This window comes from Thalassorhabdus alkalitolerans (assembly GCF_042656525.1).
Taxonomy (GTDB): domain Bacteria; phylum Bacillota; class Bacilli; order Bacillales; family Marinococcaceae; genus Thalassorhabdus; species Thalassorhabdus alkalitolerans.
The window spans coordinates 288022-301669 of record NZ_JBHSOZ010000002.1 but is presented as its reverse complement, the minus strand read 5'-3'; the positions used below and the strand labels follow the sequence as shown (position 1 = coordinate 301669).

Below are 13648 nucleotides of genomic sequence, written 5' to 3'. Positions count from 1 at the left end.
TAATATGAAAAAAGTAGTAATTTTTGGAGCTACAGGACACACTGGTGCTTATTTAGTAGATTATTTCCTAGAGAACTTTGATCCATCGGTATATGAAGTTGTAGCTGTTGGGAGAAAAAAAACAGATTATTTTAAAAAACGAGGTATTAAATACCATTCTGTTGACATCATGCAGGCTAGTGATTTTGAAAAACTACCGAAGAAGGAAATTCACGCAGTAGTTTTGCTTTCAGCAATCCTACCAGCGGCTATGGAAGGTTATCACCCAGCAAAATACTTAAATACAAATATAATTGGTGCTTTTAATGTGTTGGAATATTGCAGAAATGTAAAGGCAGATAGAATTATATACACTCAAACTATACGTGATATTGGGAATTTTATTGGTACTGGTGAACCTCTTACATCTGATATGCCGAGAAACTTTTCTTACACTGGAGACCATGCTGTATATATTATTTCTAAGAATACAGCCGTGGACTTAATTGAGCATTATTCGCAAGACTATGGGATAAAACAATTTGTGTTTAGATTACCTACTATTTACTCTTACAGTCCCATTGATTATTACTTTGTTGACGGAGTTAAAAAAACAAAAGCCTATAGACATATGATTAAGCAAGCAATAAAAGGAGCCCCCATTGAAATGTGGGGTGATCCTACAAAAGCTCATGATATTGTCTATGTAAAGGATTTTTGTCAAATGGTGAGTAAAGCAATAACAAACGAAGGTAAAGGTGGTTTCTATAACGTGGGAACTGGGATACCGGTCTCTCTAAGGGAGCAGATTGAAGGTATGATTGAAGTCTTTTCTCCAAAGGAAAGTCCATCCAAAATAATACCAAAACCAGATAAGCCGAACAGCCGCTCTTATGTGATAGATATTACAAAGGCTAAACAGGAATTAGGCTATAACCCGCGTTATGATTATATAAGTTATTTGAAAGACTTCAAAAAAGAAATGGAATTAGATAGGTACAAAGATTTACGAAAGTGAAATGGTGGTTAATTATGAATAAACCTATTCAAGTCACAAATTCTTCTATGCCAAACTTTGAGGACTTTACTGATGAAATAAAAGATTTATGGGAAAGCGGTTGGTTGACAAACTCAGGTAAAAAGCATCAAAAGTTAGAACTTGAACTTTGCAAATACCTTGATATTTCAAATATATCGTTATTTGCAAACGGTCATCTTGCTTTAGAATATGTGTTGACAGCTTTTAATCTATCAGGAGAGGTAATAACCACTCCTTTCACCTTTGCTTCTACTACCCATGCAATTGTAAGGAATGGGTTAACCCCAGTTTTTTGTGATATAAACCCTGTGGATTTTACAATTGATACAGACCAAATAGAAAAGCTAATAACGGATAAAACAACTGCTATTGTTCCCGTTCATGTGTATGGTAATGTTTGTAACATTAAGGAAATAGAACGAATAGCTAATATATATAATCTCAAGGTAATTTATGATGCTGCCCATGCATTTGGTGTTAAAATCAATGACCAAAGTATAGCTAATTTTGGGGACGCTTCGATGTTTAGTTTCCATGCAACCAAAGTATTTAACAGTATTGAAGGTGGAGCGGTAGCCTTTAAGGAGCCCAACTTATCCCCTATTCTAAAAAGTTATAAAAATTTTGGGATTACTGGACCAGAGAGCATTGACTACATAGGTGGTAATGGAAAAATGAACGAATTCCAAGCTGCCATGGGCCTATGTAATTTGCGTAACATAGATGAGGAGATTAACAAACGAAAAATTGTATTTGAAAGGTATATAGAAAATTTAGAAGGAACTAAAGGCATTAAACTCCTTCAACCCCAAAAGGCAATTAAAAGAAATTATTCATACTTTCCGATCGTATTGGATGGTTACTGGAATTCTCGTAATAAACTACATGAACACCTTAAGATAAATAATGTTTTTGCTCGGAAATATTTTTATCCCCTTACAAACAGACTTTCATGCTATGAAGGACGATTTAACAAAGGGAAGACTCCCATAGCCGAGCATATAGCAGAAAAAGTACTTACTCTTCCACTATACGCAGATCTTGCTTTGGAAGATGTCGATCAAATATGTAAGATAATTAAATCTTAACAAGAGGTGAATTTTAAATGAAAGGAATTATTCTAGCTGGTGGTTCTGGTACCAGGCTTTATCCGCTTACAAAGTCGGTTTCTAAGCAAATATTGCCTATTTACGACAAACCAATGATTTATTATCCATTGTCCGTTTTAATGTTGGCTGGAATTCGAGAAGTATTAATAATATCTACTCAGCGAGACATGTCTGATTTCCAAGAACTGTTAGGAGACGGAACAGATATAGGCATGCAGTTTGAATATAAAGTGCAAGAAAATCCCAATGGACTAGCAGAAGCTTTTATTTTAGGTGAAGATTTTATTGGAAATGAACCAGTGGCGCTTGTGTTGGGTGACAATATTTTTTATGGATCTAATTTTGGGAACCGTTTAAGAAGAGCTGCTGAGTTAGACGAAGGTGGTCTGATTTTTGGATGTTTTGTGCGTGACCCAAGGGCTTATGGAGTGGTTGAAGTAGATGATCAAATGAATGCAGTTTCGATTGAAGAAAAACCCCCACATCCGAAATCTTCCTATGCTGTGCCTGGTCTTTATTTCTTTGATCAAGATGTAGTAAACGTAGCTAAACAGGTCAGACCATCTGATAGAAAAGAATTAGAGATAACCTCGGTTATTGAAGAATACATGCGTAGAGGGAAGCTTAAAGTACAGCTTACTGGTAGGGGATTGGCTTGGTTAGATACCGGTACACATGAAGCTCTATTAGAAGCTTCTAATTTCGTAGAAGCAATTCAAAAAAGACAAGGACTCTATATTGCTTGTATTGAGGAAATAGCATACCGTAAAGGTTATATTAATGAACAACAGTTAAATAAGCTAGCAGAACCATTGTTGAAAACTGAGTATGGACAGTATTTAAAAGAGCTTGCCAATTCTAAAAAAACACAAGAGGTGAAAATTAACTCATGAATATATTAGTAACCGGAGGAGCAGGCTTTATTGGTTCAAACTTTGTTAAATACATGCTTAATAATTATGATTATTCTATTATTAACCTTGACGTTTTGACTTATGCTGGTGATATAAAAAATTTGCATGAATTTAGGGAAAATAAGAAACATTATTTTATAAAGGGAGACATTAGGGATAGAAAGTTACTTGATGATATTTTTACGGAACATGATATTAAAATCGTAATTAATTTTGCAGCAGAATCTCACGTGGATCGAAGCATTGACGACCCGGAAATCTTTTTAAAAACTAACGTTCTTGGGACACAGGCACTGTTAGATGTAGCAAAAGAGCATTGGAAACTATATCCGGATCAAAAGTATAGTAGAGAGTTCAGAGAAGGAGTTAAATTTATACAAGTATCAACTGATGAAGTATACGGGACTCTAGGAAGAAGCGGGTATTTTACAGAAGACACCCCCTTAGCACCTAATAGTCCCTATTCCGCTTCAAAAGCTTCTGGTGATATGATAGTTCGTGCTTATCATGAAACATATGGAGTGCCAGTGAATATTAGTCGTTGTTCCAATAACTATGGACCACATCAGTTTCCTGAAAAACTAATACCCTTAATAATAAATAATGCACTGAAAGACAAAGACGTACCTGTCTATGGAGATGGAAAGCAGGTACGAGACTGGCTTCATGTGGAAGACCATTGTAGTGCGATTGATACCATTTTACATAATGGTATTAGTGGAGAAGTATACAACATAGGTGGCAACAATGAAAAAGAAAATATAGAAATTGTTAACCTGATTTTAAAAAGCTTAAATAAGAGTGAAAGATTAGTTACATACGTTCAAGACAGGTTGGGACATGATAGGAGATACGCAATAGACAATACCAAGATTACAAGGGAACTAAGGTGGATGCCTGCCTATACTTTTGAAGAGGGTATTAAACAAACTATTGAGTGGTATATAAAGAATGAACAATGGTTGAAAGAAACTTTGTCAGTTGACTAGTACTCCTCATACTAAACAAAAGGTTTATTAAACATAGAAAAACATAAGAATTTGGTTATGTTTGTTTAAATATTATAATAGTTTTTTTATAGGCAAGCGAGGTGAGTCATGAGTAAATTAGTTAGCATTAGTTGTATTACCTATAATCATGAGAAATATATTCGAGAAGCATTAGATAGTTTATTAATGCAAGAAACATCATTTGAGTATGAAATTTTAGTGCATGATGATGCTTCAACTGATCGCACACAGGAGATAATTAGGGATTATCAAAAAAAACACCCTGATATAATCAAACCTTATTTTCAAAAAGTAAATCAATATTCAAAAGGTATAAGAAGGATTGGTATTAAATTTAACCTTCCACGAGCCCAAGGGAAATATCTTGCAATTTGTGAAGGTGATGACTTTTGGAATGATCCTTTTAAGTTACAAAAGCAAGTGGATTATATGGAAAATAATAAAAATTGTACAATGTGTTGTCATGCTTCAGATAAAGTCCACAATGACGGAACTAAGATTGGGGAAATTCGGCCTTTTACAAAGAATATAATCATTTCCCCGGAGGAAATGATCCTAGGGGGTGGTGGTTTTATAGCCACCAATTCTATGCTATATCGAAAAAGTTTGTTAGAGACTCCTCCAAAGTTTTATGAGAATGCTCCTGTAGGAGACTACGCTCTTCAAATATACTTTTCTTTTATGGGAGAGTGCTATTATATAGATGAAGTAATGTCAGCTTATAGAAAAGGAGTAAAAGGCTCTTGGTCCTCTAAGTTGTCTGGAGGAAAAAAAGGTAGAGATTTCAGTGTGACCCATTGGAAAAACACAATTAAAACCCTAGAAAGTTTTAACGATTTTACCCAAGGGCAATATGAGGGAATTATTGATTCAAGGCTTGAGGAATTAAGATTTGAGATAAAATGCCTGGTTGGAGATAAAAGTGCTTTAAGGTCTAAGTATTTTTCGAAGTTAAGCTCAAAACAAAAAATTAAGAAGGCAATGACACTGTTTTTTCCGTCTTTAGTTGACCGATATAAAAGATTAAAACATGGCTAACGATTATGGTGTTTCTTAAATGCTGGAATATAAAGCAAGAGTAAAATTAACTGTTTAAAACTTTTTAGAACAAATATTAACCTATTATATAAGTAATATTAGGAGAGATTTAATGAATATATTAGTTACTGGAGTGGCCGGCTTTATAGGAATGCATTTATCAGTACGTTTAATTAAAGAAGGGTACTCGGTGGTCGGTATTGATAATCTAAATGATTATTATGATGTGCAAGTAAAAAAAGATCGCTTGGAGAATTTAATGCAACTTGATTCCTTCACTTTTTACGAAACAGATGTTGCTGACCTTAAAGCATTAAACGATTGCTTTGAAACAGAAAACATTGGTGTTGTAATTAACTTGGCAGCTCAGGCAGGGGTACGTTACAGTCTTGAAAATCCTCACGCTTACGTGGGTTCTAATCTAGTAGGCTTTGTAAATGTCTTGGAAGCCTGCAGGCATTACGATGTTGAGCATTTAATTTATGCTTCTTCAAGCTCAGTCTACGGAGCTAACGTAAAGATGCCATTTGCTACATCTGATGAAGTAAATCATCCAGTTAGTTTATACGCAGCTACCAAGAAGTCAAACGAGCTAATGGCTCATACGTATAGTCATTTATACGGGATTCCAACTACGGGTCTTCGTTTCTTTACCGTGTATGGTCCGTACGGTCGTCCAGATATGGCGTATTATTCATTTACCAAAAATATCGTTGAAGGAAAACCGATTAAGGTCTTTAACAACGGGGAAATGATGCGGGACTTTACTTATATTGATGACATTGTCGATGGGATTGTAAGGTTATTGGACAAAGAGCCAAAGCCTGATGAAACATGGGACCGGGAGAACCCAGATCCCAGCTCTAGCTATGCTCCTTATAAGGTTTATAACATTGGAAACAATCAGCCCGTGAAGCTAATGGACTTTATCCAAACTCTTGAAAAACATTTAGGAATTGAAGCAAAGAAGGAATTTCTTCCGATGCAGCCTGGTGACGTGCAAGCAACCTACGCTGATATTGATGATCTCCAGAATGCTACCGGCTTTAAGCCTAGCACAACCATTGATGAAGGACTTAAGAAATTTGTTGATTGGTATAAAGAGTATTACAAGGTTGATTCAACTGCCATTCAACAAGAAAACAAGTAATATCATTATTTCCATTTTAATTTTGGGGATTTTTACCACATTCTGATTAAAGATGTGGTATTTTTATTATATTGATTATTTTACAAAATTAGGAGGGATTTCTCATGCAAGTACGTAAAGCTATTATACCGGCAGCTGGTCTTGGGACTCGTTTCCTGCCTGCCACAAAAGCTCAGCCAAAAGAAATGCTCCCTATTGTTGATAAACCGACCATTCAATATATCGTTGAAGAAGCCATTGAATCTGGAATAGAAGACATCATCATTGTAAGCGGCCGCGGTAAGCGTGCCATCGAAGATCATTTTGATAAATCTTATGAGCTTGAAGAAACATTATTAAAGAAGCAAAAGATGGAGATTCTTGACGATATTCAAAGCATTTCAAACATGGCTAACATCCATTATATTCGTCAAAAGGAGCCTAAAGGATTGGGGCATGCGATTTCTTGTGCCAGCAGCTTTGTTGGCAATGAACCATTTGCTGTACTTCTTGGTGACGACATAGTCAAATCTAAGAATCTACCTTGCTTAAGCCAGTTAATAGGTACCTTCGAGCGGTATTCTTCTTCGGTGGTAGGAGTTCAGGAAGTAGCCAATGAAGACGTTTCTAAATACGGCATCATTCAGCCTAAAGGTGAACAAATTGAACCAGGAGTTATTCACGTATCTGACTTATTTGAGAAACCAAGTCTGGCAGAAGCTCCTTCTAACTATGCAATTATGGGCCGGTACGTACTTCGTCCGGAAATCTTTGATATTTTGGAATCTCTTCCACCTGGAGCTGGAAATGAAATTCAATTGACCGACGCGATTAAGGTTCTGAACTCCCAGCAGGCCGTTCTTGCGTATGAGTTTGAAGGCGTAAGATATGACGTTGGTGACAAATTAGGCTTTGTGAAAGCAACAGTAGATTTTGCGTTAGACCGAGAGGACCTGCGGGATGATGTAAGAACATATTTAGAAAGTCTTACTAGTGCTGAATTAGTAGGAAAGAAATAGGGGGAAATAAACAAATGAACATAGCAGTCGTTGGCACAGGGTATGTAGGCCTTGTCACAGGTGTGTCTCTTTCAGAAATTGGCCACACAGTGACGTGCATTGACCTTGATAGACAAAAAGTTGATAAAATGAAGCAGGGCTTCTCTCCTATCTATGAACCAGGATTAGAAGAACTCATGACAAAAAATATTGCTGCTGGCCGCCTATTCTTTACTTCACAGCATAGTGAGGGTTTCAAAGAAGCTGATGCGATTTACATAGCTGTCGGTACCCCGGAGCGCTTTGACGGAACAGCTGACCTGACGTATATCAAAGCGGCAGCCAATGATATTGCAGAGCATATTACAAAGCAGGTTGTCGTAGTCACCAAAAGCACGGTTCCTGTAGGAACGAATGATGTGATTCAAAACATCCTATCCGCTGGGACAGATGTAGAATGTGAAGTTGTTTCTAACCCTGAGTTTTTACGTGAAGGATCAGCCGTGCATGATACCTTCCATGGAGATCGTATTGTTGTAGGGTCTTCCAGCGAAAAAGCAGCCAAGCTGATGGACGACATTTATGCTCCCTTTAACATTCCGATTTTCCATACTAATGTGAAAAGTGCAGAGATGATTAAATATGCATCAAACGCTTTCCTCGCAACAAAGATTAGCTTTATCAATGAGATTGCTAACCTGTGTGACAGCTTAGGAGCAAACGTGGAAGATGTGGCTGCCGGTATGGGTCAAGATGATCGGATTGGTAGTAAGTTTTTAAATGCCGGAATTGGCTACGGAGGATCTTGTTTTCCGAAGGATACCAGTGCCTTAGTTCAGATTGCCAGTAATGTAGACCACGAGTTTAATCTTTTGCGTGCCGTGATTGATGTGAATGCTCACCAGCAGGCTCTTCCTGTTCATAAAATAAAAGAGCACTTTGGTGGTTCGGTCCGTGGTAAGAAAATAGCTCTTCTTGGCCTGGCCTTTAAACCTAATACAGATGACATGCGAGAAGCAGCTTCAATCGTAGTCTCTCAGGAACTTATTCTTTCTGGAGCAGAAGTGGTAGGGTATGATCCCATTGCAACAGAGAACGCGAAAAAGGTTCTTCCTGAAATTATGGAATATGCTGACTCTCCTGAAGAAGCCACTGAAGGAGCAGACGCGGTGATCATTCTTACGGAATGGGATGAGATTAAACAGCTAGACCTCGGTTTGTTTACTGAAAAAATGCTAGAGCCCGTCGTGTTTGATGGCAGAAACTGCTTTGATCTTAAAGATGCATCGAAGCATAATATTGTCTATTATTCCGTAGGCCGCCCGTCTGTGGGGAAAGTGGCAGAAAAAGTGTAATTTTATCTATCCCGCCTATTGTAGGCGGGTTCTTTTTTTATTTAATAATTTCAGAATTTTCAATTAAAAATAAAGGTTTGTGAGATTATGTTCCAACGTATGTCTAAAGTCCTGGTTAATATATTAAGATAAGATTATATCAACCATAACATATAAAGTTATTACATTTTGAAAGGACGATGGTAAGTGAAGAGAGCTTTTATAGTAAATACAAACAAATCCTACAATCCAACGAATGAAAAAGAAATGTTGCAGGAGATGAAAGTGGCTGCTTATCAATCCCCCTGGAAGTATTACATAAGTGATATCCAGGCCGGTGATATTGTCTTTCTGCACAGCAATACCAATGGAATCATCGCTCGTGGTCTGGCCACTGGAGAGGCTAAAGTGAAGGTTACTAATGGCAGGGAAAGCTATCACTATATGCAATTAGATGAATTTGAAAAAGTAGAACAGCCTGTACCTGCAAAAGATGTGACCTACCTTGCAAGGCAGGTAACCGATCTGTATTTTAGAATGAGGTGGTACCAGGCCATTATGCACGTCCCACACGTGGTAGGCGAACATATATGGGAACATATCACTAATCATTGCATGAAGAAGGAGGGGTTAATGTATTACATATAGGTTTTAATTATTCCTAAAAATACTTATGAAACTATTTTTCTATAAAAGTAACATAGTAGAAGGTTTACTTAAAAATATTTAATGTAAGGAAAGTTGACATACTCTAACTAGTTAAATTACTTTTTCACTATAATAGAAATCAATCTATACATAAAGGATGGGTTTCTCATGCAGGTGAAAAAGAAAAGTAAGTTTGTCATTGGTTCCATCATTGCTGCATCCGTTGGGTTTGGTTCCTGGTCTATGTATGCAAGCGGGCCAGCCGAGATAGTGCCTGAGGAGGAGCAGGAAAGCGTTCAAGAAAATGAAGACGTGGCAGTAGAAGGATATGATGAAGAGTTACCGAATGTAGAAATACTAGCCACCGGCGGAACGATCGCAGCAGTTGGAGAAGAGAGAACAGATTTAGCTGATTACACAGCTGGAGAAATTGAAATTCAAGATTTAATAGAGCAAGTTCCTGAGCTGGAAGGCATTGCAAATGTTACCGGTGAGGATATTACGGGTGTAAACAGTAATGATATTAATAATGAGATTCTGTTAGAGCTTGCTCATGAAGTGAACGAGCGTCTGGCCTCTGATGATGTAGATGGGATTGTAATTACACATGGGACCAACACGTTAGAGGAGACTGCTTACTTTCTAAATCTCGTAGTAGACAGTGAAAAGCCAGTAGTCATGGTAGGTGCCATGAGACCAGATACAGCCATGAGTTCAGATGGGGAACTTAATCTGTATAATGCTGTCCTCTTAGCAGGGCATGAAGAGGCAAAGGATCGAGGAGTCATGATCTCACAAAATGACCGTATCGGTTCAGCTCGTGACGTAAGTAAAACAAATACCATGCAGATTGACACGTTTACTTCTACGGAAATGGGATACCTGGGAAATATCATTGATGGAGAGCCAAGGTTTTATACCGAAACGACACGTACCCACACCGCCGACTCAGAGTTTGACGTTTCAGATGTAGAGGAGCTTCCAGAGGTAGACATTATTTACACTCACCAGAGTGACCGCTCTTATATGTTTGAAGCTGCGGCCAATCAAGGAGTAGACGGGCTTATCGTGGCTGGAGCAGGTAACGGCGGCATGTCTTCTAATGCTCGTGAAGGGGCTGAATATGCACACGATAACGGAGTCATGGTCGTGAGATCTTCAAGAGTAGGAAACGGGATAGTGACACCGGATGAAGATAGTGACTTTTTAACATCTGATACTTTAAATCCTGTAAAGGCTCGTATTCTGTTAACCGTCGCCTTGACACAGACCGATGACCCAGAAGAAATACAGAGTTATTTTGAAGAGTATTAATTATTCCTTATATAAGCCAAAAAGAAAGAGCTGACTGATCGTTAGCTCTTTCTTGATTTGTATAAATATGAACGATTTCTGTTCTGCCCTCACTACTTATTCCTCACATTATCAGTTTAAAGAGGGACTTTGATAGCCTCTCTCTGAAGAAATTCTTTTACCTCTTTTTTCGTGATTCCTATTTCATAGGCTTCTTTTATCAATTCTAGCCATTCATGATCGATGTTAGACGTTCTTTGTTTCCCCATCCTTCTCCCCCTAGGTATTAAATAGTCTTTTATGTGTTGTTGACATGAGAAATAAATAGTAATTTCACAAATAGAATGACAATATGTAGCATGAGTAACCATATATGTTAATTATTACTAATATAGTATTATTATACTATTTGTGTCTTTGATTTCAACTATAAACTTAGACAATAAGTTGCAGGAATTGAAACCATAGAAAAGGAAAAGAAATGTATCTTTACGAGGGAATAGTTTAGGGCTATATTATATAACAGAATTCCTATAATTCCAATTGGTTTAATTGATTACTTCTGTATTAGCATAATAGTAGAAGAAAAGCGGAGTGCAAAAGGATGGGGTTAGCTATTAACTATACAATTGAATGGGGAGTAGGCAGTTGGTGGTCCTGCTTATTGCTTTCCTATTATTAACTAGCTGAAAAATGCAGGAGGCTTTATCACAAAACCAAATTAATAATGATAAAATAAGACTATGTCTTAAAGATTTAGAGAATAAAGGAGGGTTTCCTTTTGAACTTGAGCATGCTGTTTGATATCTCTGTCCACCGGCACGCGAGTAAGCCGGCTCTTATTGGCTCAAAGAAAAGCTATACATACAAAGAATTGGAGGAAGAAGTGAATCGTATGGCTTCTTCTTTACAAAAGCTTGGCATAAAAAAGCAGGACCGGTTGATGGTTATTTTAAAAAACAATATTGAAAACGTTATCATATTTTGGGCCTGTCAGAAGCTCGGTATCATATACACACCGGTCAACTTTCGCTTATCCATTGATGACTTTTACTTTTGTGTGAAGGACATTGAACCAAAGGTAGTTGTCTATGAACCGTTTAGTGAGCATCTGGTGAAAAAAGAAGTGTTTGCGGAGCGTCCGATTTTGATAGGGGTAAATGGGGCAAAAGCAGATATCAGCTATGAAGAGCTTATTGACCAGGGGACTTCTTCTTATAGCCGGCCGGATATTTCGTATGAGGATATCGCAATGATTTTGTACACCTCAGGGACCACCGGGGTGCCAAAAGGTGTGCCAAGGACTCATATCAATGAATACACATCTTCGTTAGCACACATTATTCAGTGCAGGTACAAAACCTTTGACCGGACGTTACTCGCAGTTCCCATGTACCACGTCATAGGCATCAGGTCTTTGCTTGCTGTGTCTCTCCTTAGCGGCTCAGCCGTGTTAATGACAGAGTTTGATCCGAAAGATTCCCTGCAAGCGATAGAGGAAGAGAAGGTAACGTGTCTGTTCTTAACTCCTACCTATTATCATGATATGGTGTACCACCCTGACGCTTCCCAGCATGACTTATCTAACCTCCACACCATTGCTTATTCAGGGTCGCCTATGTCTGATGAACTGGTGAGAAAATGTGATGAAATCTTTTCCCCCCAGCGTTTTGTCAATCACTATGGAAGCACGGAAATTTACACATTTACCTATTGTGAGGATATTCGCCTGAAAGGCTCGGGCGGAAAGCCCGGTATACACCAGAATATCCGTCTTATTTCCCCAAATTCTCGACCGGACTCTATGTCAGAGGCAGAGATGAAAGAGGGGGAAGTAGGCCAAATTGTCATCAATATGAACTCTGTGGAAGCATTTAAAGGGTACTGGAACAGGCCTGATGCGACAAGAGATGCCATTAGCAGCGACTGGTACTATACAGGAGACTTAGGCTATTTCAACAAGGAAGGCAATCTGGTTGTGGTTGGAAGAGCCGATGACATGATTATCTCTGGGGGAGAAAATATTTATCCTTTTCATATTGAAAATGTTCTGAAAGAACACCCCGGCATACGGGAAGTGATCGTGGTTGGAGAAGCGGATAAAAGGTGGGGGCAGATCGTGGCTGCTTTTATCGTACCGGAGGATCCATCACTGAAAGTTCAGGATCTTGACCAGTTCTGTAAAAAGCATCCTCAGTTATCAAATGTGAACCGGCCGCGGAAATATACCTTTGTCTCAGAAATTCCTAAAAGCAAAACAGGAAAAATACTAAGAAGAAAGCTGCGCGAGGGGTTCTATGAACAGATATAGGTTTTCGTATATTTGCTCGATAGCAAAATAGTGAAAGAAAGGAGGCAGAAATGGCTGAAATTATTCTTATTGATGATGATGTGGAAGCAAGACATTCGATCAAAGAAGTGTTTAAGCAAAGCTCCTACAGCTACCTTTCTTTTGTTGAAGAAGACTCCTTTGAAAAAGGATTTGAGCTTATCAAGCAGAGAGAACCCATCGTTTTGTTTCTTGAGCTTTCTTTGCCGGATGGAGATGGGATCGAACTAGGGAAAAAGGTGCTGCGTCATTATCCTAATCTTCCAATCGTCCTGTTGTCTCAGCTTCAAATGTTTGAGCCTGTCCATGAAGCGATTAATGCCGGGTTCTCCGGTTATTTGCTTAAGCCCGTAACGAAAAGTGAAGCCCTTCAGGTCCTTGACCGCCTGTTAATAAAAGGGCTCGTCAGAGAAGCGAACGATTATGTAAGGCAGGAGAAGACAGAAGAAGAAAATGACTTTTACCCTGACCGGGCCAATCCGATAAACACGGCGATGAAATACATTCACCTGAATTATCAGGAGCCTTTAACCTTAAAGGAAGTCACAAACCTTGTGTATTTAAGCCCATCTCATTTCAGCCGGATGTTTAAAGAGGAAACAGGTGTCAATTTTATCGAGTATTTAAATCAATACCGCATTGAGAAATCGAAGGGCTTTTTGAAGATGACCTCCCTGCCGATTGAAGTCATCGCTAATAACACCGGCTTCTCCAGTGCGGCTTACTTTGCTACGACATTTAAACGGATTGAAGGAGTGACACCGAGGGAGTACAGAAATCTATTTGGCAATTTTGCTAAATAGCGGTGTGGGAGAGGTTTCAATAACG

13 protein-coding genes are annotated in these 13648 nt (G+C 38.3%); 12 read left to right on the top strand and 1 reads right to left on the bottom strand.

What is annotated here, in order from left to right; all coding sequences use genetic code 11:
* Positions 1-4 precede the first annotated feature (4 nt).
* The 10 genes from ACFPU1_RS01445 to ACFPU1_RS01400 all read left to right on the top strand — a co-directional run bounded on the left by ACFPU1_RS01445 (position 5) and on the right by ACFPU1_RS01400 (position 10512).
* On the top strand, positions 5-997 hold the full coding sequence (locus ACFPU1_RS01445) for an NAD-dependent epimerase/dehydratase family protein (RefSeq protein WP_385937697.1): 993 nt from the start codon (positions 5-7) through the stop codon (positions 995-997).
* 14 nt (positions 998-1011) lie between these two features.
* Complete coding sequence (locus tag ACFPU1_RS01440; RefSeq protein WP_385937694.1) at positions 1012-2106, top strand: DegT/DnrJ/EryC1/StrS family aminotransferase; 1095 nt, start codon at positions 1012-1014, stop codon at positions 2104-2106.
* Positions 2107-2123: 17 nt separating this feature from the next.
* On the top strand, positions 2124-3020 hold the full coding sequence (rfbA, locus tag ACFPU1_RS01435) for a glucose-1-phosphate thymidylyltransferase RfbA (RefSeq protein ID WP_385937691.1): 897 nt from the start codon (positions 2124-2126) through the stop codon (positions 3018-3020).
* Positions 3017-4030 (top strand): dTDP-glucose 4,6-dehydratase, encoded by a 1014-nt coding sequence (gene rfbB, locus ACFPU1_RS01430; protein ID WP_385937688.1) that lies wholly within the window; start codon positions 3017-3019, stop codon positions 4028-4030. The genes rfbA and rfbB overlap by 4 nt, the downstream gene beginning before the upstream one ends.
* 108 nt (positions 4031-4138) lie before the next feature.
* The gene (locus ACFPU1_RS01425) at positions 4139-5089 is read left to right on the top strand and encodes a glycosyltransferase (RefSeq protein ID WP_385937685.1); all 951 of its coding nucleotides are present in this window, start codon (positions 4139-4141) and stop codon (positions 5087-5089) included.
* Between the two features lie 112 nt (positions 5090-5201).
* Positions 5202-6239, top strand: a complete 1038-nt coding sequence (locus ACFPU1_RS01420; protein WP_385937682.1) for an NAD-dependent epimerase — start codon at positions 5202-5204, stop codon at positions 6237-6239.
* 104 nt (positions 6240-6343) lie between these two features.
* On the top strand, positions 6344-7237 hold the full coding sequence (galU, locus tag ACFPU1_RS01415) for a UTP--glucose-1-phosphate uridylyltransferase GalU (protein ID WP_385937679.1): 894 nt from the start codon (positions 6344-6346) through the stop codon (positions 7235-7237).
* Positions 7238-7251: 14 nt separating this feature from the next.
* Entirely contained in the window at positions 7252-8571 is a 1320-nt protein-coding gene (locus tag ACFPU1_RS01410) for a UDP-glucose dehydrogenase family protein (RefSeq protein WP_385937676.1), read from the top strand.
* 186 nt (positions 8572-8757) lie between these two features.
* On the top strand, positions 8758-9198 hold the full coding sequence (locus ACFPU1_RS01405) for a hypothetical protein (RefSeq protein ID WP_385937673.1): 441 nt from the start codon (positions 8758-8760) through the stop codon (positions 9196-9198).
* Positions 9199-9366: 168 nt separating this feature from the next.
* Positions 9367-10512 carry a type II asparaginase gene (locus tag ACFPU1_RS01400; RefSeq protein WP_385937670.1) on the top strand — a complete coding sequence of 382 codons (1146 nt, stop codon included), beginning with the start codon at positions 9367-9369 and terminating at the stop codon, positions 10510-10512.
* A 116-nt stretch (positions 10513-10628) separates the two neighbouring features.
* Here ACFPU1_RS01400 and ACFPU1_RS01395 read toward each other — a convergent pair whose 3' ends face one another.
* On the bottom strand, positions 10629-10760 hold the full coding sequence (locus tag ACFPU1_RS01395) for an anti-repressor SinI family protein (protein ID WP_385937667.1): 132 nt from the start codon (positions 10758-10760) through the stop codon (positions 10629-10631).
* Positions 10761-11272: 512 nt separating this feature from the next.
* On the opposite strand from ACFPU1_RS01395, the gene ACFPU1_RS01390 reads away from it, so the two are divergent.
* Both ACFPU1_RS01390 and ACFPU1_RS01385 read left to right on the top strand, forming a co-directional pair.
* Positions 11273-12802, top strand: coding sequence for a class I adenylate-forming enzyme family protein (locus ACFPU1_RS01390; protein ID WP_385937664.1), 1530 nt, complete (start codon positions 11273-11275; stop codon positions 12800-12802).
* Positions 12803-12852: 50 nt separating this feature from the next.
* Positions 12853-13623 (top strand): helix-turn-helix domain-containing protein, encoded by a 771-nt coding sequence (locus ACFPU1_RS01385; protein ID WP_385937661.1) that lies wholly within the window; start codon positions 12853-12855, stop codon positions 13621-13623.
* Positions 13624-13648 lie beyond the last annotated feature (25 nt).

What these genes read in the sequence shown, in the direction of transcription:
- ACFPU1_RS01445 (WP_385937697.1), top strand. Translation starts at nt 5, where the DNA reads ATGAAAAAAGTAGTAATTTTTGGAGCTACAGGACACACTGGTGCTTAT.
- galU (WP_385937679.1), top strand. Translation starts at nt 6,344, where the DNA reads ATGCAAGTACGTAAAGCTATTATACCGGCAGCTGGTCTTGGGACTCGT.
- ACFPU1_RS01440 (WP_385937694.1), top strand. Translation starts at nt 1,012, where the DNA reads ATGAATAAACCTATTCAAGTCACAAATTCTTCTATGCCAAACTTTGAG.
- ACFPU1_RS01420 (WP_385937682.1), top strand. Translation starts at nt 5,202, where the DNA reads ATGAATATATTAGTTACTGGAGTGGCCGGCTTTATAGGAATGCATTTA.
- ACFPU1_RS01410 (WP_385937676.1), top strand. Translation starts at nt 7,252, where the DNA reads ATGAACATAGCAGTCGTTGGCACAGGGTATGTAGGCCTTGTCACAGGT.
- rfbA (WP_385937691.1), top strand. Translation starts at nt 2,124, where the DNA reads ATGAAAGGAATTATTCTAGCTGGTGGTTCTGGTACCAGGCTTTATCCG.
- ACFPU1_RS01385 (WP_385937661.1), top strand. Translation starts at nt 12,853, where the DNA reads ATGGCTGAAATTATTCTTATTGATGATGATGTGGAAGCAAGACATTCG.
- ACFPU1_RS01395 (WP_385937667.1), bottom strand. Translation starts at nt 10,760, where the DNA reads ATGGGGAAACAAAGAACGTCTAACATCGATCATGAATGGCTAGAATTG.
- ACFPU1_RS01400 (WP_385937670.1), top strand. Translation starts at nt 9,367, where the DNA reads ATGCAGGTGAAAAAGAAAAGTAAGTTTGTCATTGGTTCCATCATTGCT.
- ACFPU1_RS01425 (WP_385937685.1), top strand. Translation starts at nt 4,139, where the DNA reads ATGAGTAAATTAGTTAGCATTAGTTGTATTACCTATAATCATGAGAAA.
- rfbB (WP_385937688.1), top strand. Translation starts at nt 3,017, where the DNA reads ATGAATATATTAGTAACCGGAGGAGCAGGCTTTATTGGTTCAAACTTT.